This window comes from Streptomyces sp. NPDC051963 (genome assembly GCF_044593495.1).
Lineage (GTDB): Bacteria > Actinomycetota > Actinomycetes > Streptomycetales > Streptomycetaceae > Streptomyces.
The window spans coordinates 413499-433865 of the sequence record NZ_JBIUCC010000009.1; the positions used below are offsets into that span (position 1 = coordinate 413499).

20 protein-coding genes are annotated in these 20367 nt (G+C 69.4%); 6 read left to right on the forward strand and 14 right to left on the reverse strand.

The window, feature by feature from the left end; all coding sequences use genetic code 11:
- Positions 1 to 46: 46 nt before the first annotated feature.
- The gene (locus tag ACIHFB_RS36305) at positions 47 to 1330 is read right to left on the reverse strand and encodes a geranylgeranyl reductase family protein (RefSeq protein WP_365281353.1); all 1284 of its coding nucleotides are present in this window, start codon (positions 1328 to 1330) and stop codon (positions 47 to 49) included.
- A 97-nt stretch (positions 1331 to 1427) separates the two neighbouring features.
- Between ACIHFB_RS36305 and ACIHFB_RS36310 the strand changes: the two genes are divergently transcribed.
- The gene (locus ACIHFB_RS36310) at positions 1428 to 1934 is read left to right on the forward strand and encodes a GNAT family N-acetyltransferase (protein ID WP_365281356.1); all 507 of its coding nucleotides are present in this window, start codon (positions 1428 to 1430) and stop codon (positions 1932 to 1934) included.
- A 93-nt stretch (positions 1935 to 2027) separates the two neighbouring features.
- Entirely contained in the window at positions 2028 to 2366 is a 339-nt protein-coding gene (locus ACIHFB_RS36315) for a PASTA domain-containing protein (RefSeq protein ID WP_365281358.1), read from the forward strand.
- 72 nt (positions 2367 to 2438) lie between these two features.
- Here the strand turns inward: ACIHFB_RS36315 and ACIHFB_RS36320 are convergent, their stop codons facing one another.
- Genes ACIHFB_RS36320 through ACIHFB_RS36335 form a run of 4 tightly spaced genes read right to left on the reverse strand, consistent with a single transcriptional unit; the run spans position 2439 to position 7353 of the window.
- Positions 2439 to 3134: a demethylmenaquinone methyltransferase gene (locus ACIHFB_RS36320; RefSeq protein WP_365281361.1), complete on the reverse strand. Its 696-nt coding sequence runs from the start codon at positions 3132 to 3134 to the stop codon at positions 2439 to 2441.
- Positions 3135 to 3177: 43 nt separating this feature from the next.
- A complete protein-coding gene (locus ACIHFB_RS36325) occupies positions 3178 to 4515 on the reverse strand; it encodes an acyltransferase (protein ID WP_400129116.1) in 1338 nt (445 codons plus the stop codon).
- Positions 4515 to 6920: a bifunctional polysaccharide deacetylase/glycosyltransferase family 2 protein gene (locus tag ACIHFB_RS36330; RefSeq protein ID WP_400129117.1), complete on the reverse strand. Its 2406-nt coding sequence runs from the start codon at positions 6918 to 6920 to the stop codon at positions 4515 to 4517. Before ACIHFB_RS36330 ends, ACIHFB_RS36325 begins: the two co-directional genes overlap by 1 nt.
- Before the next feature lie 19 nt (positions 6921 to 6939).
- Positions 6940 to 7353, reverse strand: coding sequence for a hypothetical protein (locus ACIHFB_RS36335; protein ID WP_365281370.1), 414 nt, complete (start codon positions 7351 to 7353; stop codon positions 6940 to 6942).
- A gap of 307 nt (positions 7354 to 7660) precedes the next feature.
- On the opposite strand from ACIHFB_RS36335, the gene ACIHFB_RS36340 reads away from it, so the two are divergent.
- Positions 7661 to 8686: a chitinase gene (locus tag ACIHFB_RS36340; protein ID WP_365281373.1), complete on the forward strand. Its 1026-nt coding sequence runs from the start codon at positions 7661 to 7663 to the stop codon at positions 8684 to 8686.
- Between the two features lie 4 nt (positions 8687 to 8690).
- Here the strand turns inward: ACIHFB_RS36340 and ACIHFB_RS36345 are convergent, their stop codons facing one another.
- The 8 genes from ACIHFB_RS36345 to ACIHFB_RS36380 all read right to left on the reverse strand — a co-directional run bounded on the left by ACIHFB_RS36345 (position 8691) and on the right by ACIHFB_RS36380 (position 18098).
- On the reverse strand, positions 8691 to 9143 hold the full coding sequence (locus ACIHFB_RS36345) for an imidazolonepropionase-like domain-containing protein (protein WP_365281376.1): 453 nt from the start codon (positions 9141 to 9143) through the stop codon (positions 8691 to 8693).
- 53 nt (positions 9144 to 9196) lie between these two features.
- Positions 9197 to 10396, reverse strand: a complete 1200-nt coding sequence (gene mqnC, locus ACIHFB_RS36350; protein ID WP_365281379.1) for a cyclic dehypoxanthinyl futalosine synthase — start codon at positions 10394 to 10396, stop codon at positions 9197 to 9199.
- Between the two features lie 72 nt (positions 10397 to 10468).
- The gene (locus ACIHFB_RS36355) at positions 10469 to 11200 is read right to left on the reverse strand and encodes a prepilin peptidase (RefSeq protein WP_365281382.1); all 732 of its coding nucleotides are present in this window, start codon (positions 11198 to 11200) and stop codon (positions 10469 to 10471) included.
- Positions 11197 to 11616: a GtrA family protein gene (locus ACIHFB_RS36360; protein WP_365281385.1), complete on the reverse strand. Its 420-nt coding sequence runs from the start codon at positions 11614 to 11616 to the stop codon at positions 11197 to 11199. The genes ACIHFB_RS36355 and ACIHFB_RS36360 overlap by 4 nt, the downstream gene beginning before the upstream one ends.
- Positions 11616 to 12626, reverse strand: a complete 1011-nt coding sequence (locus ACIHFB_RS36365; protein ID WP_365281388.1) for a glycosyltransferase family 2 protein — start codon at positions 12624 to 12626, stop codon at positions 11616 to 11618. The genes ACIHFB_RS36360 and ACIHFB_RS36365 overlap by 1 nt, the downstream gene beginning before the upstream one ends.
- A gap of 41 nt (positions 12627 to 12667) precedes the next feature.
- A complete protein-coding gene (locus tag ACIHFB_RS36370; RefSeq protein WP_400129118.1) occupies positions 12668 to 15253 on the reverse strand; it encodes a YfhO family protein in 2586 nt (861 codons plus the stop codon).
- A 228-nt stretch (positions 15254 to 15481) separates the two neighbouring features.
- A complete protein-coding gene (locus ACIHFB_RS36375; RefSeq protein WP_400129119.1) occupies positions 15482 to 17191 on the reverse strand; it encodes a protein kinase in 1710 nt (569 codons plus the stop codon).
- 58 nt (positions 17192 to 17249) lie between these two features.
- On the reverse strand, positions 17250 to 18098 hold the full coding sequence (locus tag ACIHFB_RS36380; RefSeq protein ID WP_400129120.1) for a menaquinone biosynthetic enzyme MqnA/MqnD family protein: 849 nt from the start codon (positions 18096 to 18098) through the stop codon (positions 17250 to 17252).
- A gap of 307 nt (positions 18099 to 18405) precedes the next feature.
- Between ACIHFB_RS36380 and ACIHFB_RS36385 the strand changes: the two genes are divergently transcribed.
- The gene (locus ACIHFB_RS36385; RefSeq protein WP_003992177.1) at positions 18406 to 18609 is read left to right on the forward strand and encodes a cold-shock protein; all 204 of its coding nucleotides are present in this window, start codon (positions 18406 to 18408) and stop codon (positions 18607 to 18609) included.
- Positions 18610 to 18701: 92 nt separating this feature from the next.
- Here the strand turns inward: ACIHFB_RS36385 and ACIHFB_RS36390 are convergent, their stop codons facing one another.
- Entirely contained in the window at positions 18702 to 19250 is a 549-nt protein-coding gene (locus tag ACIHFB_RS36390) for an XRE family transcriptional regulator (RefSeq protein ID WP_365281398.1), read from the reverse strand.
- A gap of 132 nt (positions 19251 to 19382) precedes the next feature.
- Here ACIHFB_RS36390 and ACIHFB_RS36395 point away from each other — a divergent pair, with 132 nt between their 5' ends.
- Entirely contained in the window at positions 19383 to 20039 is a 657-nt protein-coding gene (locus ACIHFB_RS36395) for an AzlC family ABC transporter permease (protein ID WP_365281401.1), read from the forward strand.
- Positions 20036 to 20350, forward strand: coding sequence for an AzlD domain-containing protein (locus ACIHFB_RS36400; RefSeq protein ID WP_365281404.1), 315 nt, complete (start codon positions 20036 to 20038; stop codon positions 20348 to 20350). The genes ACIHFB_RS36395 and ACIHFB_RS36400 overlap by 4 nt, the downstream gene beginning before the upstream one ends.
- Positions 20351 to 20367 lie beyond the last annotated feature (17 nt).

The window sequence follows — 20367 nt, forward strand, 5'->3', positions numbered from 1 at the left end:
ATCCACACAACAGCCAGCGGACGAAGGGGAGTTCGGGGTTGCCGGGTCAGGCCTTCGGCGCCACCTTGCTCAGCCCGTTGATGATCCGGTCCATCGCGTCGCCGCCCGTCGGGTCGGTGAGGTTGGCCAGCATTTTCAGGGTGAACTTCATCAGGAGCGGGTGGGTCAGGCCGCGCTGGGTCGCGATCTTCATGACCTTCGGGTTGCCGATGAGCTTCACGAAGGCGCGGCCCAGCGTGTAGTAGCCGCCGTAGGTGTCCTTGAGGACGCGCGGGTAGCGCTGGAGGGCGATCTCACGCTGGGCCGGCGTGGCACGCGCGTGTGCCTGGACGATGACCTCGGCGGCGATCTGGCCGGACTCCATGGCGTAGGCGATGCCCTCGCCGTTGAAGGGGTTCACGAGGCCACCGGCGTCGCCGACCAGCAGCAGGCCCTTGGTGTAGTGGGGCTGGCGGTTGAAGGCCATGGGCAGGGCGGCGCCGCGGATCGGGCCGGTCATGTTGTCCGGGGTGTAGCCCCAGTCCTCGGGCATGGAGGCGCACCAGGCCTTGAGGACCTCGCGCCAGTCCAGTTCCTTGAAGGAGTCGGAGGTGTTCAGGACGCCGAGGCCGACGTTCGACGTGCCGTCGCCCATGCCGAAGATCCAGCCGTAGCCCGGGAGCAGCCGGTCCTCGGCCCCGCGGCGGTCCCACAGCTCCAGCCAGGACTCCAGGTAGTCGTCGTCATGGCGCGGGGAGGTGAAGTACGTACGGACCGCGACGCCCATCGGGCGGTCCTCGCGGCGATGCAGGCCCATCGCCAGGGAGAGGCGGGTGGAGTTGCCGTCGGCGGCGACCACCAGGGGCGCGTGGAAGGTGACCTCGCGTTTGTCCTCGCCCAGCTTGGCGTGCACGCCGGTGATGCGGCCGGTGCGGTCGTCGATGATCGGGGCGCCGACGTTGCAGCGCTCATGCAGACGAGCGCCCGCCTTCTGGGCCTGGCGGGCGAGCTGCTCGTCGAAGTCGTCGCGCTTGCGGACGAGGCCGTAGTCGGGGAAGGAGGCGAGATCCGGCCAGTCCAGCTGGAGCCGCACCCCTCCACCGATGATCCTGAGCCCCTTGTTGCGGAGCCAGCCGGCCTCTTCCGAGATGTCGATGCCCATGGAGACGAGCTGCTTGGTGGCGCGCGGGGTCAGGCCGTCGCCGCACACCTTCTCGCGGGGGAAGCTGGTCTTCTCCAGCAGCAGTACGTCGAGTCCTGCCTTCGCCAGGTGGTACGCGGTCGTGGAGCCTGCTGGCCCCGCGCCGACGACGATCACATCGGCGGTGTTTTCGGAGAGGGGCTCGGTCACGACGGGATCTCCCCAAGTTCGAAATCTGCGTGCCGACGGGCACTGGACATGGGCAGTCTATTCAGCGTTACTGATCACCCGGCTGAAGGGCTGCCCCGTGAACCGAGCGCTCCCCCTGGTACGGCTGCGCGTCCCCACCGACGAGGACGCCGTCGCCTGGCATCGGATCTTCGACGACCCGGACGTCATGGAGTTCCACGGCGGCAAGTCGGCCGAGCTGTCCGTCTACGAGGAACTCACCGCCCGCCAGCGCCGGCACGACGCCGAACGCGGCTTCTGCCTGTGGACCATGCTCGACGAGTCCGGCGAGGTCATCGGCTTCACCGGGGCCCAGCCGTGGGAGCGGGACTGGGGTCCCACGGGCGAGATCGAGATCGGCTGGCGGCTCGGACGGACCTACTGGGGCAAGGGGTATGTCACCGCCGCGGCGCAGATGACGCTGGAGCGGGTGCGGGCGGCGGGGGTTCCGAGCGTCGTGGCGATGGTCCTCGCCGGCAACGCACGGTCGATCGCGGTGACGCAGCGGCTCGGTATGCATCTCGCCGAGGTCTTCACGACGCAGGAGTCGAAGCTGGAGGGGCACTGCTACCGACTCGATCTGTAACTCTGAGTAACTACCTGCTACAGAAAGCCACTTGACGCTTCCGGATGACACCCCCGGGCGGTTACCCTGCCAGTACCGCTGGGGGTGACATCTGTGCGCATAACACCCAAGACGCCCGAAGTGCGCGTCCCGAAGCTGGTCGGTCTGATGGCCATGGACGCGCGCGAGACGGCAGTGGCACAAGGAGTGCTGCTCGCCGCGCCCGACCGGCCCGACTTCCATCTCACGGTCGTCGACTACGTCGTACGGCAGTACCCGCTGCCCGGCGTCGAGGTGCCGCGCGGGGCCGTGGTGACCGTGTGGTTCGACCTCGGTGAGGGCGAGGGCGGCGGAGGCGCGGGCGTGCGCGAGCCACGGATCCCGAATCCGCCCTCGGGCGGAATGCAGCGCGAGCTGGACGCGCCGGGGGACGCCTTCGAGGTGATCCGGTGAAAGGTGATCCGGTGAAAGGTGATCCGATGACGGGTGAGCCGATGACAGACCACCCGGTGACCTGACCTGAGCTCAGCTCTCCTTGAAGCCCCGGTGCAGGGCGACCACCCCGCCGGTCAGGTTCCGCCAGGCCACCTTCGACCAGCCGGCCTTGCGCAGGCGCTCGGCCAGCGCGGGCTGGTCGGGCCAGGCGCGGATGGATTCGGCGAGGTAGACGTAGGCGTCGGGGTTGGACGACACCGTGCGGGCGATCGGCGGCAGGGCGCGCATCAGGTACTCGGTGTAGACCGTGCGGAAGGGCGCCCACGTCGGGTGCGAGAACTCGCAGATCACCACTCGGCCGCCGGGCTTGGTCACCCGGTACATCTCGCGCAGGGCCGCGTCGAAGTCCTGGACGTTGCGCAGCCCGAAGGAAATCGTGACGGCGTCGAAGACATCGTCCCCGAAGGGCAGCTTCGTCGCGTCGCCCGCGGTCAGCGGCAGCCAGGGATGGTTCCGCTTCCCGACCTGGAGCATGCCGAGCGAGAAGTCGCACGGGACGACGTACGCGCCCGTGCGGGCGAAGGGCAGCGACGAGGTCGCCGTACCGGCGGCCAGGTCGAGGATCTTCTGCGCGGGCCGCGCGTCGACCGCCTTTGCCACCTCCTTGCGCCACACCCGGTCCTGGCCGAGCGACAGCACGTCGTTCGTCAGGTCGTACCGTTCCGCGACGTCGTCGAACATCGAGGCGACTTCGTGCGGCTGCTTGTTCAGGGAGGCGCGGGTCACGAGCCCATTCTTGCAGCCGCCCGCACGGAACCGGCCGACGCCCTCACGGCAGCAGCCGCGGCTTCTTCCTCCCGGCCACGTCCTCCACCCAGCCGCACGCCAGCACGAAGACCGCGATCAGGATCCAGCCGATGCCGAACATGAACCACTGGCTCTCCAGCGGCAGGTACGTCTCGAACGCGGGCACGTTCCAGAACTGGTCGATCAGCGGAACGGCGAGGATCAGCGCGATCTCGTGCCAGAGATAGATCGTCACCGCACGGGCGTTGAAGATCGTGACGAGACGGTCCAGCCGCTTGAAGCGGGTCAGCCCGGCGAAGTCGATCCCGAAGTGGGCCTTGGCCCACATCAGCAGCATCACGAACCCGGCCGACCAGAAGGCCTGCGCGAGCGGGATCTCGTCGAGGTCGTACGTGCCCACCTCGCCCTGGTGCGTGAAGGCGTACCAGCCGCCGAAGCCCATCGCGGCCAGCGACAGGACGACCACCAGGGCCGGCTTCATCTTCTGGAGCACTCCGTCGCGGTGCGCGAAGCCGAGCATCCAGCAGAAGAGGTATGTCGAGAAGTCCCACAGGGCGTTGCCGAGGCGGTCGGGCGGGCCCGCCCAGACGAAGTTCAGGACCAGGATCGGCGCGAGGGACAGCAGCAGCACCGGGACCGGCGCCTTGCGGAAGAGCCACAGCAGGGCCGGGGAGAGCAGCACGAACCAGAGGTAGGTCCGCAGGTACCAGAGGATCTCCCAGGCCTGCACGCCCCATTGGTTGCCCGGCGGATCGCCGAGCGGCACGATCCAGAAGACGATCTGCCAGCCCGGCATCCAGTCGTGGATCAGCATCGCGACGACCACGAAGAAACCCCAGAACCAGAACGGCGGCAGCAGCCGGCGCAGCCGGCTCCTGACCACCTTGACCGCGGGGCGCTCCAGGGACTTCGCCATCAGGGTGCCGGCCAGGCCGAACATGATGCCCATGGAGGGGAACACCATGCCGGCCCAGGCCCAGCCGAAGGTGTGGTACGCGACGACGCGGATCAGGGCGAGCGCCCTCAGAGTGTCGAAGTAGCGGTCGCGGCCGGTGAGTTCTGCCGGTGGCGGAGGCTTCTCCTCCTCCGCCCCGACAGCAGCCTCGGCCTCGAGCCCCCCCACGGGCTCCGGTTCCGGCTTCGGCTCCTCCATCACGGGCAGCGGCGCGGTCGAGTCGGCCGCCTGCTGCTGCCCGTAGTCCGTGTACTGCTGTGGATAAGGCTGCTGCCCGTACCCGTACCCCTGGCCGTACGGATCCGGCTGCTGGCCGTGCCCGTACCCGTAGCCGTAGCCCTGCTGGTACCCCGGCTGTTGGTATCCCGGCTGCTGGTACCCCTGGTTCTCCGACCCCCAGCTCATCAGCTCGCCCCCGCCGGTGTCCCGACCTCGCCGGTGCGCTTCAGCTTCTGCCAGCGCAGCCGGCCGCCGGTGAGGGCGGTGATGCAGGAGTGGATCAGGACGAGGTACATCATCTGCCGGTAGGCCAGTTGCTGGAGCGGCATCATCAGCAGGTAGCGGTACCGCTCCCGGTCCAGGCGGAAGGCGTACGCCGCGCAGAACAGCTGGACGCCGAGGACCGCGAGCCACGCCAGCAGCGCCGCCTGGAAGTCGACGAAGATCATCGAGTAGACGGTGAAGACGTCGATGAGCGGGGCGAAGACCGGCGTGATGATCTGGAAGATCACCACCAGTGGCATGCCGACCCGGCCGAAGCGGCCCGAAGGACCCTTGTCCGTAAGGGACTTGCGGTGCTTCCACAACGCCTGCATCGTGCCGTACGACCAGCGGTAGCGCTGCGACCAGAGCTGCTTCAACGACCCCGGCGCCTCCGTCCAGGCCTTGGCGTGCTCCTGGTAGACGACCCGCCAGCCCGCGCGGTGCATGGCGATGGTGATGTCGGTGTCCTCGGCGAGGGTGTCCTCGCTCATGCCGCCGACCTGGAGGACCGCCTCGCGGCGGAACGCGCCGATCGCGCCCGGGATGGTGGGCATGCAGCGCAGCAGGTCGTACATGCGGCGGTCGAGGTTGAAGCCCATCACGTACTCGATGTGCTGCCAGGCGCCGATGATCGTGTTGCGGTTGCCGACCTTGGCGTTGCCGGCGACCGCGCCGACCCCGGGGTCGGCGAAGGGCTGCACCAGCTGCCGTACGGTGTCCGGCTCGAAGACGGTGTCGCCGTCCATCATCACGACGATGTCGTAACTGGCGCTGCGCACACCGTTGTTGAGTGCGGCTGGCTTGCCCGCGTTCTCCTGGCGGATGACGCGGACGTTGCGCATGCCGAGGGAGTCGGCGGCGTTGCGCGCGATCTCGGACGTACCGTCCGACGAACCGTCGTCGACGATGATGATCTCGATCGGATGGGTGCTCTTCGCCAGTGACTCCAGGGTGTTGGCGATGCACTCCTTCTCGTTGTACGCCGGGACGATCACGCTCACCGGCTGGGTGACCTCCGGCCCCCAGCTGAACCGGCGTTTGTTGCGCCGTCTGTAGTGGCTTCGGGCCAGGATCAGCATCATCCCGAACCGGCCCATCACGGCCACGCCGACGATCAGCAGCCCGACGGACAGCACCGGGACGGTCCATTCGGCGACCGCGACGGCGGCGATGAGGGCCTTGCCCTCGTAGAGGGTGGCGCCGGTGGCGGTGCGGTGGGCGGCCTGGAGGTTCGAAGTGCCGTTGCCCGTCCGACCGTTGCCCGCCTGGCCGTTGCCCGCCTGGCCGTTGCCCGCCTGGCCGTTGCCCGTCTGGCCCTCCAGCTGCCCTCCCGGCTGCTGTCCCTCGGCCCCCGGAGCGCCAGTCGCAGCCCCGGCTGCCCCCGCAGCTCCCGCTGCCCCCGCTGCCGCACCCGACTGCTGCCCGGCAGCGGCCTGCTGGATCTCTCGCTGGCCCTGCATCACCCCGCTGACAGTGGTGAAGGTGTACCCCTTCGCCTTCATCTTCTTGATGTACGTCGGCAGCGCCTTGATCGTCTGATCGCGCACGCCACCCGCGTCGTGGAAGAGGACCGAAGCGCCCTTGTTCTTGGAGGGCGTGGCCCACTTGATGATCTTCGAGACGCCCGGCTGCTTCCAGTCGTCGCTGTCGGTGTCGACGAAGACACTGGTGTAGCCGTCCTCGCCGAGCTTCTTGTAGACGGGCCAGCTGTAGTTGTCGATGGCGTCCGTCTCCGAGGAGTACGGGGCTCGGAACAGGGTGGTCGTGATGCCGGCGGCACCCGCGAGCGCGAGCTGCGTCTGGGTCATCTCGCGCTTGATGCGGGCATCGCTCTGGTACGACAGGTCGACGTGCGTGAAGGTGTGGATGCCCACCTCGTTGCCCTGCTCGACCAGGTCCTTCACGATGCTCGGGTAGCGGGAGACCATCGAGCCCACCACGAAGAACGTGGCCGGGACGTCGTACTCTTCGAGGATCTTCAGGACCTGGGGCGTGTACGTCGGGTTCGGACCGTCGTCGAAGGTGAGCGCGATGGTCTTCTCCGGGACGGACAGCGAGGTGGCCTCACCGCCCCGGAAGGTGACGATCGGGCCGCCGTCGATGATCTTGTCCGGGACCTTGCTGGAGCTGGCTCCGCTGCGCACCCGCTGATCGCCGCCGACCTCGGCGCGCAGATAGCCGTCGAGCAGCATGATGCTGGTCAGCGCGAGCAGGAGCAGCAGGGCGAGGATCACACGCGGTTTCTGGAGCGCCGCGGCCTTGCCGGCGACCCGCTGCACCTTCGAGGGGGCTCGCCTGCGGCCGCGAGAGGGCGTCGTCGTAGTCATGTGAGTGGCTGCGTTCCGGTCAGTTGGCGGCGGAGGTCGCGGACGGGGCGGCGCTCGGCGGGGCGCCGGTGGCGGTCCCCGTGGGGGGAGTGCCGGTGGGCTGCACGGGTGGGGTGCCGGTGGGGGCGACGCCGCCCTGCGGCTGGTAGCCGCCGGGCCCCTGGTTGCCGCCGGGGGCGCCGCCCTGGCCGCCGACGAAGGGCAGCAGCTGGGACGGGTTCAGCGAGATGCCGACACCCATGAACGCCATGCCCAGTACGACCGCGTAGCCGAAGCAGACGACACCGACGAGGACGCCGATCCGGCGCAGGGCCTTGGACCGGCGCCCGGAGTTGTCAACGAACACAGGGCCCTCGGCCGAGGGCCCGCTGCCGCGCTTGCGGCGGCGACCGCGCACCGCGGCGCGGGTTTCGATGGCAGGCTCGGAATGCATTCCCCGGATATTAGGGAGCCTTTATGTGGCAAAAACTCAGGAGTTCATGTGAGACGCCCATGAGAAACGCCTTAACCTGTCCATTCGCTGAGAGATTACCGAGACGGCTGCGGAACCCATCGGTCAGCAAAAGGAGTTGAATGTCCCACTCCCTTGCCCGAATAGCCCGCTTTGCTCACCTGGATCTGTGAGCCGTCTGTGGGATTCCTGCCCTCATGAAGCTCAGCTCCGTGTGGGACCTTTCCACTCGAGAAACACACCTTGTTTCCGACCTGAGACAGAAATCACGAGAGCGGGTGCATACGCAATGCGGAGTTTCCTGAAGCCGGCGGCCGGGCTCACCTGTCTGATTGCCCTGGCCACCGCGGGGTGCTCCAGTGGCTCCGACGACTCCTCGGACTCGGCGTCCGAGGCGCCGACACAGACGGCGGCCCCCTCCGAATCCGCGTCGTCCGGCACGTCGTACGCCCCGTACGTCAGTGCCACGACGGCGTCCGACAACGACTCCGCCGGCTCCCCCACGACGTACAACCTGTCCTTCGTGATCTCCGACGGCAGCAGCTGCACGCCGAAGTGGAACGGCACGGACGCCATCGGTGACACGGCCGTGCAGTCCCGGATATCCGAGCTGACGGGGTCCGGCGCGTCCGTCCGCGTCTCCTTCGGCGGGGCGTCAGGCGAGGAGTTGGCCGAGAGCTGCGACAGCGCAAGCGCGTTGGCTGAGGCGTACGGCAAGGCGCTGGACGCCGCCGGGTCCACTCAGGCCGACTTCGACATCGAGGGCGACGCGCTGACCGACACCGCGTCGGTCGAACTGCGTTCCAAGGCAATCGCGTTGCTCCAGGAGGAGCGCAGTGACCTGGAGGTGTCGTACACGCTGCCGGTCATGCCGTCCGGGCTGGACGACGACAGCCTGACCCTGCTGGAGTCGGCCAACAACAACTCGGTGCAGGTCTCGACCGTCAACCTCATGACCATGAACTACGGCGAGTCCTACACCGGCGACATGGGGGCCTACGCGATCACCGCGGCGAAGGCCGCGCACGACCAACTGGCCGATGTCTTCGGGCTGTCCGATGCCGCCGCGTGGCGGGGAATGGCGCTGACTTCGATGATCGGGGTCAACGACGTGGACAACGAGACCTTCACCTTGTCCGATGCGGCGCAGGTGCGGGCGTTCGCGGAGGAGAAGGAGGTCGCCTGGGTGTCGATGTGGTCGACGTTCCGGGATCAGGAGTGCGAGGAAGGCGTCACCGACGAGGACGACGCGGCGACCGACTGCAGTGGGGTGGAGCAGGAGGCGGGGGCGTTCGCGGAGGCGTTCGCCCAGTAGGCCGCTATCGGCGTCTGTGGACCAACCGTCCGGCGCAGACCGTCGCGAGACACTCGCCCGACTCGTCGAACACGGCCAGATCGGCGCGGCCGTTGCCGGTGATCGCCGCGGGGCGCGTGCGGGTCAGCACGACCACGTCGTTCCGTGCGGCCGCCGCCCGGAGTTCGGGGGTGTCGGCGTACTCCGCGAGGACGGCCACCGCCCCGGACTTCAGCACCGCGTGGATGCGTTCACGCGGTGTCGGCGCGACCGGGAGCGGGGCGTCGTGCACGCGCGCGGGCCCGAGCACCCCGCCGGGCCAGCGCCGTACCCGCGCGTGGGGGAACCGCTCCGTCAGCTCGGCGAGCGGCCCCACGGCGACGACCCGGGCTCCCTCGACGACGACCGCGCCGTCCTTGACGGACTCCCCGCCCTCCCAGGCGTACCGGACCTCGTCCGCCGTGTGAATCGTCAGCACGCGTAGGTCGGTTTCGTCAGCACGCGTATGTCGGTTTCGTCAGCACGCGTACGTCAGTTGGAAGCGAGGAGCTTCAGCTCGGGGTGCGCGGTGCCGCCCTCGATCGCGGTGGACGAGATGTGGGACATGACGCGCTCGTCGACGGGGTCGTTCGCCGGGTCGTCGTGCACGACGAGGTGCTCGTACGTCGTCGCGCGCTGCGCCGGGACGCGCCCCGCCTTGCGGATCAGGTCGATGATCTCCATGCGGTTGGAGCGGTGCTTGGCGCCGGCGGAGGAGACGACGTTCTCCTCCAGCATGATCGAGCCGAGGTCGTCGGCGCCGTAGTGCAGGGAGAGCTGCCCGACCTCCTTGCCGGTGGTCAGCCACGAGCCCTGGATGTGCTGGATGTTGTCCATGAACAGCCGCGCGATGGCGATCATCCGCAGGTACTCGAAGAGCGTCGCCTGCGTGCGGCCCTTCAGGTGGTTGTTCTCGGGCTGGTAGGTGTACGGGATGAAGGCCCGGAAGCCGCCCGTCCGGTCCTGTACGTCACGGATCATCCGCAGGTGCTCGATGCGCTCGGCGTTGGTCTCGCCGGTGCCCATGAGCATCGTGGACGTCGACTCCACGCCCAGGTTGTGCGCGGCCTCCATGATCTCCAGCCAGCGCTCACCGGACTCCTTGAGGGGCGCGATGGCCTTGCGGGGGCGCGCGGGGAGCAGCTCCGCACCGGCGCCGGCGAAGGAGTCGAGACCGGCCGCGTGAATCCGCGAGATGGCCTCCTCCACGGACACCTTGCTGATCCGGGCCATGTGCTCGACCTCGGACGCGCCCAGCGAATGGATCACGAGCTGCGGGAACGCGTCCTTGATCGCCTTGAAGTGCTTCTCGTAGTACTCGACGCCGTAGTCCGGGTGGTGACCGCCCTGGAACATGATCTGCGTACCGCCGAGCTCGACGGTCTCGGCACACCGCCGCAGGATGTCGTCGAGGTCGCGGCTCCAGCCCTTGGCCGCGTCCTTGGGGGCCGCGTAGAAGGCACAGAACTTGCAGGCCGTGACGCAGACGTTCGTGTAGTTGATGTTGCGCTCGATGATGTACGTCGCGATGTGCTCGGTCCCGGCGTACCTCCGGCGGCGTACGGCGTCGGCGGCAGCGCCCAGCGCGTGCAGCGGGGCGTCGCGGTAGAGGTCGAGCGCCTCCTCCGGGGTGATCCGCCCACCCTCGGCGGCACGGTCGAGGACGGACTGAAGGTCGGCCTTCTCGGTCACCGGGGCGTCCCTTTCGTCAAGGGTTGTGGACAGACTCAGCCAGCCTACGCCAGCCCCTTTGCCCGCCCGACCTCAGGCCGTGTACGCGCCGATCAGCAGCCCGACGTACGCCCCCGCGATCAGGAACGGCCCGAACGCGATCGCCGTCTTGCGGCCCGCCTTCCGCGCGACGACGAGCGCACCGCCGTACACCGCACCCAGCAGGAACCCGGCGAGGGTGCCGAGCATCACGGTCGCCCAGCCGTACCAGCCGAGCACCGCGCCCGCCCCCAGCGCCAGCTTGACGTCGCCGAAGCCCATGCCGCCGGGGTTGATGAGGAAGAGGACGAAGTAGCCGCCGCCGAGCGCGAGGGCCCCGAGCAGTGCGGTGAGCCACCGACCGGTGTGCTCGGGGACGAGCGCGACCGCACCGAGGAGGACGAGCGCCGCGGCCGCGAGGGGCAGGGTCAGGACGTCGGGCAGGCGCTGCACCCGGAAGTCGACGACGGTGAGGAGGACGCCGACGGGCGCGAGGAGCAGCCAGACGGCGAGTTCGGGGCGGGTGTCGGTGGCGGCGGCCAGGGCGGCGCAGACGAGGGCGGTGGCCAGGGAGAGGAGCGGGGCGGAGGGGCCGTACGACGGATCATCCGCGCACTCCGCGCAGCGCGCCCGCCCGATCCAGCCCCGGATCGCGTGCCCGCCCGGACACCGCTGCCGCCATTCCTGCTCCGACGGCACGGAGAGACGGTAGGCGGCGCGGGGCAGGAACACCCCCGCCGCAGCGCCCCACAGCGCGGCGACGGCGATCAGCGACACGGTGCTCACGCCGACAGATCCTCTTGACCACGCGGCAGCATGATCGTCCGGGAGACGACGAAGGTCGCCGGAATCGCGAACATCGACGCGAGCAGCGGGGCGAACCGGCTGCCGGCGTGCAGGACGTCGACGATCACGTACACGCCTGCCGTCGTGACCAGGAAGCTGGTGGCGTTCGTGAGGGGGAACAGCAGGAACTTCCGCCAGGTCGGCCGGGTCCGGTAGGTGAAGCGGGTGTTGAGGAAGAAGGATCCGACCATGCTGAGGGCGGACGCGAGGAGATGCGCGGCCATATAGGGCAGGTGCGGCAGGAGGAGCAGGTAAAGGCCGTAGTACGTCCCGGTGTTGATGACGCCGACCACGGCGAAGACGAGGATCTGGCCCGATATCGGGCGCGCCTGCTGTACGGCGGTGCGCGTGCTCATCAGGGAATGAGGTCCTTGGTCGGCTGACCGCCGCACGGCGCCTGCTTCCGGTCTCCTGCCACGCGTTGCTCCCGCTCCCCACCTTCGACGTTCGTCGCCTTCACCAGGAAGTGCGGGCGGCCCTTGACCTCGTAGTAGATGCGGCCCGTGTACTCGCCGATGATCCCCAGCATGATCATTTGCATCGCGGCGGCGGCGGTGACTGCCGTGATGATCGTGACATAGCCGGGTGTCTCCACTCCGTTGACGATAGCGGCGCCCACGATCCATGCCGTGTACAGCCCGGTGACCAGCAGCAGGCCCATGCCGAAGTAGAGCGCGGCGCGCAACGGCCGGTTGTTGAAGGAGAGCAGGCCGTCGAGGCCGTAGTTGAGCAGGCTGCGGAAGCTCCAGGAGCTGCGGCCGTGGGTGCGTACGGCGTTCTCGTACTCGAAGGTGGTGCTGGGGAAACCCACCCAGGCGAACAGGCCCTTGGAGAAGCGGTTGTACTCGGTGAGGTCCACGATCGCGTCCACCACCCGCCGGGACAGCAGACGGAAGTCGCCCACGCCGTCGACCAGTTCGACATCCACGAGGCGGTTGATGAGGCGGTAGTAGAGACGGGCGGTGACCGTGCGGGTGATCCGGTCGCCGGTCCTGGTGCGTTTGGCGATGACCTGGTCGTAGCCCTGTGTGTGCAGTTCGACCATGCGGTGGATCAGCTCCGGCGGATGCTGGAGGTCCGCGTCCATGACGACCACGGAGTCTCCCGAGGCGTGGCGCAGACCGGCGAGCAGCGCCGCCTCCTTGCCGAAGTTGCGGCTGAAGGAGACGTACCGTACCCGCGCGTCGAGTTCGGACAGCCGCTGCAATTCGGCGAGGGTCCCGTCGCGGCTGCCGTCGTCGACGTACACGAATTCCATGTCGTGGCCGAGGGGCAGGAGTTCTTCCGCAATCTTCTGGACCGCGTCGTGGAATCGGCTTATGACGTCTTCTTCGTTGTAACAGGGTGCGACGATCGATATCAGCATGGTGCGAGTTCTCCCCGTGGGATTCGGTCAGAGAGCGGTGGTCAAGCGCTCACGTGGTCGTGTGCGCGCCGTCGCCTGACGGCGGCGAACGTGCCGAGGCCGACGAGCGTCAGCAGGGAGGCGGCCCCCACTGCTCCGCCCAGTCGTAGGCCTGGTGGGTGGAACGTGCAGGTGAGGTCGGTCGAGGAACCGTCCAGGGGGACGGCGATCAGGCCGTAGTACTGCTGTGCCGGTACGGCGGTGGCGTCGCCCGTCGCACACCGCCAGCCCGCGATGCGCGGTGCCGCGATCACCGCGGTTCCCTTGCTGCCGGCGGGGAGTTCGGCGTGGATCGTGCCGTCGGAGACGGTCACCTTCGTGGCGCCGGTGGTCTTGAGCCGGTCGACGGCCGCCCGCAGGCGCCCGGTGTCCAGACAGCCGACCGCTCCGTCCGCGACGACGCCCGGCCGGTTCGGGGACAGCTCGATACGGAGCCGTCCGGACGCCGGGACAGTGCCGAGCGGCTCCATGGCGGCGATCTTGGTCCCGGGGTCGGACCTGAAGCGCCCGACGATGTCCGAGCCGGTGATGCCCGCGGTGCCCGAGAAGTGCGGTGCCCAGAGGTACGCCTCGCTGCCGGCCGGGCAGGTGGTCGTGATCGTCGACCTGGCGGACGTCTCGACGCGCTTGATGCGGGGCACGGTGTAGACCCGGGCGCCCAGCAGCAGTTCCTGATTGCGGTACGCCGAGGGGCCGAAGGCGGAGACGCCGGCGCCGCCGGACGGCCGTACCGTCACCAGGGGCGGCACCTCCTGCCGGGACACGGTCACCTTGCTGCCGTCCTGCGGGAACCAGCCCTGATGCGGGTCCGGCGGGGAGTGCACCCGCGCGCCGACGGAGAAGATCGCGTCCGTGACAGCGTTGTCCAGGCTCTGGATGTTGCGGCCGCGCGAGGTGTAGCCGTCCCCGAGGGCGATGAGCGTGCGGCTGAGGACGTCGGAGGTCAGGCTGCTGTAGTACTGGGCGCCCTGACCGCCCACCATCAGCGGGTCGTTGCCGACGGTCTGCTCGCGGCCCGGGTCGGTCCGGTACCGGGGCCAGCCGTCGGCCTCGGCGATCGCGTCCGCCTGTTGCCGCTGCCGGTCTCCCCAGGGCGCGTAGTCGTCCAGGTGCCCGAAGCGCAGCCGGGTGGCCACCGCGGAGGTCGCGGTCGCCTCGCCGAGCTGTGTGCCGAGGAGCAGGGTCACGGCCAGCCCCGCCATCAAGGCAGGGCGCTTGGCGGGGCGTTGGGCGAGCCGGGCGAGCAGGGCCAGCCCGGCCAGTGCGCCCACGGCGGCGAGCAGGGTGAGCGGCAGGACGAAGGAGCGGTCCGTCAGCGCACTGCCGCTCGCGACGGCGACGATCAGCGCCAGCAGCCCACCCGCCGCACCCAGCGCACGCAGGTCGGGCGGGCCGTACGACAGCGCATGCCACGCGGCGATCACCAGCAGCCCGCAGAGCACGAAGGTCTGGCGGTAGGAGCTGCCGTTCGGAGTGGAGAAGGCGTGCCAGAGAAGGTGCGTCGGGCCCCACTGGAACGACAGCGCGACGGCGACGGCGAGCAGCGTCCAGCCGTAGCGGACCCGGCGCGGGACCTTGCGGTGGAAGGGCAGCGCGAGGGCGAGCAGCAGCGCTGTCATGCCGACGTACACGGCCGGCGAGCCGAAGCTGTACGTCGTCGGCAGCAGCCGGGCCACCAGGTCTTCCGTCGGTGCGGGCACGAACGTCCGGACCACGCCGGGGTAGGCGTGTCCGGTGCCGAAGTACACGACCACCACGAGCGGAGCCGCCAGACCCACGCCGAGCGCGACGGTCAGGGCGGCCCGGCCCGCCGCCGCGAGCTTCTGCCGCACCGGCGGGTCGGCGAGCCAGAGCCGGAGCAGCAGCACCAGACCCGCGGCGAGCGTGGCCATGTACGCCGTATAGAAGTTGGCGATCCAGGCGACCGCCACGACCACCACACCGAGCACCCGGCGCCGGTCGTCGAGCGTCCACTCACCGACCAGGCACAGCAGCGGCAGGGCGATGAGGCCGTCGAGCCACATCGTGTTGTAGACGGACGTCGCCAGGGTCCAGCCGCACAGGGCGTACGACGCACCGAGCAGCCCCGCCGCCCACCAGCGGCCCGGGCGCATCCTGAGCAGCAGCCAGGCCATGGCGGCCCCGGCGGACGCCACCTTCAGCAGGGTGATCACATACACCGCGAGATCGATCTCGTCCCGCGGGAACACCCCCACGAGCAGGGCGAACGGGCTGCTGACGTATGTACCGAGGTCGGGCAGGAAGCTGGAGCCGTACCCGGACTGCCAGTTGACGAGGAGACCGCCGTCGGCCCGTCCGTGCAGCAGGTCCCACAGGTGGGCGTGGAAGGGGACGTACTGGTTGCCGAGGTCGTTGACGCTACGGGTACGGAAGCCGAAGGGGTAGCTGCGGGCAACGATGTCACCGACGCACAGGACGGTGACGGTGAGGGCCGCGGCGAGCAGAGCGGCGGTGGGGGCCGGGCCGGTGACGCGCTCACGCAGACGGAGGCGGAGCCGGTTCGTGTTCCTGTGAGTAATGCCACTTCTACTCAGGGAACCGGCCAAGGGCAGGCTCGGACTGACCATTCTCGGCAAGCCTCCGGGGAATTTCTGGACGCGCGGCGTCACTTGGGGCAGTGGCGTCACTCCCCCTGCGTCATTCGATTCGCCGTCTTAGATGAGCGCCGTTCAGGAATGGTTGTGTCCCGTTCGGAAGCGGACGGACGAATTTCGAATACGGGTACAGGAACCCCCAACGGAGCGCCCCTGAAAGTGAATCAAAGGTGTCCCGAAGGCGAAGCCGGGGAACGGGCCCTACTTGATCTTCGACATCCGGGCCGTCGGATTCCCCGACTCCGTACTGTCGGAGGCGTACTCGAGGTCATCGCCCATAGGAGTGATCCGCACGGTCGCCACGGCCTGACTGCACCCCGCATGGTTGCCCTCGGCCCCCACGGACGTCGCCACGATCTGCTTCTCGGACACGCTCTTCAGGGTCAGCACGTCATTGCAGGCGAGGCCGAGCTGATCGGTCTGCCGCATCCGGCCCAGTTCCTCGCCCACGTCCGCCTTGTGGACGGTGAGCCGGAAGGTGCCCATGGGCAGGCTGCCGTCGAGAGCGGTGGCCTGGCCCTCCCAGGTCCCGAGGTAGGCGGCGGGGACGGTCGTCCCGCTGCCCCCGCTCGGCGACTCACTGTGCTGGGCGCTGGGTGTCGAACCGTCTGCGCTGTTCTGGTCGTTGCCGCTGCCGTTGCCCGGCAGCAGATCGAACACGAACACCGACCCGACCGTCACCGCCGCCAGCGCCCCGGCGACCGCGAGAGCCACCGTGCAACTCAGCCGACGCCCACGCCCACCGGCCCCCGGCGCCGATGTCGCCGCGACGGAGACGGAGAGCTTGCCGGGCGGCTGGGCCTGGACCGGTCGGGGTTCGGCATCACGCGGCTCAGGCACGGAGACGCCACTCGGCTCAGGCACCGAAACAGACGGTGGGCCCGTGACAGGCGGCTGGCCCATGACCGGCGGCGGCCCGAACACCCCCACCGACGGACTGCCGGAACCCACCGACGAACTGCCTGATCCCACCGACGGGTTACTGAACTGCACCGGCCCCGACGGCTGCCCCTCGACCGCGTCAAGATTCAGCAGCTGTACGGCACTACGGCTCACCTGCTCGACCAGCACCCCCGGCAGCCACCCGCCCGCGACCAGCCGAGCCGCACCCTCGGGGGCCAACCGCCGCGCCACCTCGCCCGGTGCGGGTCTCCCACCCGGGTCCTTCGTCAGACAGGCCGCCGTCAACTCCCGCAAGTCACCCGTCAGGGACCCGAGTTCGGGCTCCTCGTGCACGACCTTGTAGAGCAACGCCGCCGACGAATCACCGGGGAACGGCGGCTCGCCCAGCGCCGCGTACGCCAGCACCGCCCCCAGCGAGAAGACGTCCGCCGCACCCGTGACGCTCTTGCCGAGGATCTGCTCGGGCGACATATAGCCGGGCGAGCCGATCGAGACGCCGGTCGAGGTGAGGGACGCCGTACCGTCCGTGGCCCGCGCGATCCCGAAGTCGATCAGCAGCGGCCCGTCGAGGGTGAGCAGCACGTTCGAGGGCTTCACATCCCGGTGGACCAGGCCCAGTTCGTGCACGGCCGCGAGCGCCTCGGCCAGACCCGCACCCAGGGCCCGTACGGAATGCAGGGGCAGCGGGCCCACGTCCGCGATCGCCGCGCTCAGCGACGGGCCCGCCGCGTACCCCGTGGCCACCCACGGCACCCGCGCGTCGGGGTCGGCGTCGAGCACCGGCGCGGTCCATGCGCCGCCCACCCGGCGCGCGGCCTCGACCTCGCGCCGGAAACGGGCGCGGAACTCCTCGTCGAGCGCGAAGTGCGGGTGCACGATCTTGACCGCGACGGTGCGGCCGCCGGAGCTGCGGCCCAGGTAGACCCGGCCCATGCCGCCGGAGCCGAGCCGGCCGAGCAGCCGGTAGGGACCCACGGCGGTGGGTTCGTCGACGTCGAGCGGTTGCATGGCGCCCCCCTTTTCCCCGTACGCCTGCGCCAACCGGAGCCTATTGGTCAGGACGCTCCTACGGCTGCAACAGATCCACCTTCACGTCCGCCGGGAAGCCGGTCGTCGGACCGACACGGCGCGCGAACTCGGCGACCGCCTCCAGCTGCGGGCCCCCGAAGCGGAAGTCGAGGGTGGTGAAGTACCGCTCCAGGACCTCTTCGTCGAAGGCCTCCCAGCGGGCCGCCTGCTCGGCGACCTTGCCGACCTCGTCCAGGGAGAGGTTGCGGGAGGCGAGGAAGGCCTGGTGGACCTGTCGGGTGATGTCCGGCTCGCGCTCGAGGTAGTCACGGCGGGCGGCCCATACCGCGAAGACGAACGGCAGCCCCGTCCACTCCTTCCACAGCGCGCCGAGGTCGTGCACCTGGAGGCCGAATCGCGGCCCGTCGAGGAGGTTGGCGCGCAGGGCGGCGTCCCCGATGAGTACGGCCGCGTCGGCCTCCTGCATCATCAGGCTGAGGTCGGGCGGGCACGTGTAGTAGTCGGGCTGCACGCCGTACCGGTCGGCGAGCAGCAGCTGGGCGAGGCGGACCGAGGTGCGCGAGGTCGAGCCGAGGGCGACCCGGGCCCCGTCCAGCCGGTCCAGCGGGAGCTGCGAGACGATCACACAGGACATCACGGATCCGTCGCAGCCGACGGCGATGTCCGGGAAGGCGACCAGGTCGTCGGCGTTGCGCAGGAACTCGACGAGCGTGATGGGCCCGATGTCGAGGTCTCCGTGCACCAGCCGCTCGCTGAGCTTCTCCGGCGTGTCCTTGGTCAGTTCGAAGTCGAGGAGGGTGCCGGTTCTCGCGAGCCCCCAGTAGAGGGGCAGGCAGTTCAGAAACTGGATGTGGCCGACGCGCGGCCGGGTGCGAGAAATGTCCACATCGCGAGACTAGACCCCATGAGGTACGGTGCACTCTTCAGGGTGCCCGCGAACCGCCACACAGGCCCCGTCAACCCCACGCCGAGGTCCTCAAACTTCCGAGTGACGTGATCTTGGCCTCTATTGCTTTCGGCTGCCTGCGTGCTAGGCTCGCCGCAAGTTGCAGTTTGGTTTCCCTTGCAGTACAGAGCCTGCGGAGCATGTAACCGCGGGCTCTCGTCGTTTTCAGACGTATGCAGTTGTGCGGCACTGTTTTCACACTTGCAGGTTCTGGAGCAGGGCAACCCTTTGGGCCCAAGGAGGGCTTATGGCTACCGGAACCGTGAAGTGGTTCAACGCCGAAAAGGGCTTTGGTTTCATCGCCCAGGAAGGCGGAGGCCCCGACGTCTTCGTCCACTACTCCGCGATCAATGCGAGCGGCTTCCGCTCGCTCGAGGAGAACCAGCAGGTTTCCTTCGACGTGACCCAGGGCCCGAAGGGCCCGCAGGCGGAGAACGTCACCCCCGTCTGATCATTCGGTCCTCGGAGCCTGGTGCTTTGATCCGGAACTGAGAGCAGTACCCAAGGAGCCCCGCGCCGCAAGGCAGCGGGGCTCCTGCCTTCTCACATGTGCTGCATGACCAGCACGAACGTCGTCCCCGGCAGCAACGCCTCATACGAATGGCGCGCATCCCCGCGATACGACATGTAGTCACCGGGCGCGAGATCGACCTCGTCCCCGCGCGGCCCCGCCTTCAGCCGCCCCGAGCTGACGATCAGATGCTCCACGGTCCCCGGAATGTGCGGCTCCGACTCCCGGGCCGCCCCCGGCTCCGCCCGCAGGTGGTAGATGTCCCGGCGGGCACCCGGCGGACTGGCCGACAGCAGCGTGGCGACATAGTCCGCCCGCTCGGACGCCACGGTCGGCCCCTGCCCGGCCCGGACCACCTGCACGGCCGGCGTCGGCGGCTCGACCAGAGCACTGAACGGCACCCCCAGCGCGACCCCCAGCGCCCACAGCGTCTCCACACTGGGATTTCCGCTGCCCGCCTCCAGCTGGGACAGCGTGGACTTGGCGATCCCCGCCCGTTTGGCCAGCTCGGACAGTGACAGTCCGGTCCTGGCACGCTCGCGCCGCAGCGAGGCGGCGATCCACGTGAGGGGCTCGCTCATGCGGTTCACTTCCATCTGTTCGCTCTGCAAGTACGATCGTTCGCCTTGACGAACGATAGCCGACCGTTCATTGTGGAAAACATGCGTTCGCTGATCCGAACACCGATGATGACACCCCTCATGACGCCCCACATGACACCCCTCCTGCGCGACAGCGCCCTCGTCTGGCTGGCCGGCGGCGTCGTCGGTGTCTCGTTCGGCGCGATCGCGGTGGCCGGCGGGCTGCCGGTGTGGGTGCCGGTGGTGATGTCGCTGGTCGTGTACGCGGGCTCCGCCCAGTTCAGCGCGGTCGGCGTGCTGCTCGCCGGGGGCGGCCCGGTCGCGGCGGCCGCCACGGGCCTGCTGCTCAACACCCGTACGGTCGCCTTCAGCCTCGCCGTCGCGGAGATCATCGGCCCAGGCCGCGTGTCCCGCCTCCTCGGCGCCCACCTGGTCACCGACGAGACGGTCGCCTTCGCGCTGGCCCAGACGGATCCGGTACAGCGACGGACGGCGTTCTGGGTCTCCGGGATCGGCCTGTTCGTCGTATGGAACGCGGGCGTGCTGGTCGGGGCGCTCGCCGGGAGCGCGCTCGGCGACACCGGGAAGTACGGCCTCGACGCGGCCTTCCCCGCCGTCCTCGTCGCGCTGGTGCTGCCCGCGCTGCGGAAGGACGCGGGCATACGGCGGGCCGCCGTGCTCGGCGCGGTGGTGGCGCTGGCGGTGACCCCCGTCGTCCCGGCCGGGGTGCCGGTGCTGCTCGCGCTCGCCGGGCTCTTTGTGCACGGGCGGAGGCGGGCGGCGGTATGAGCGCGACGATCGCGATGATTCTGGCGCTGGCGGTAGGGACGTACGCCTTCCGGCTGGTGGGGCCGGTCCTGTACGGACGTGTCGAACTCCCCTCGAAGGTCCAGGAGTTGATGTCGGCCGGTGCGGTCGTCCTGCTCGCCGCTCTCCTCGTGACCGGTGCGCTGACCGAGGGCGGGGAGTTCGCGGGGTGGGCGCGGCCGGGCGGGGTGCTGGTGGCGGGCGTGCTGGCCTGGAGGCGGGCGCCGTTCGTGGTCGTGGTGCTGGGCGCCGCGGGGACCGCGGCGGTGCTGCGGGCGGTGGGAGTGGGGTGAGTGTCAGTGGGGGTCGG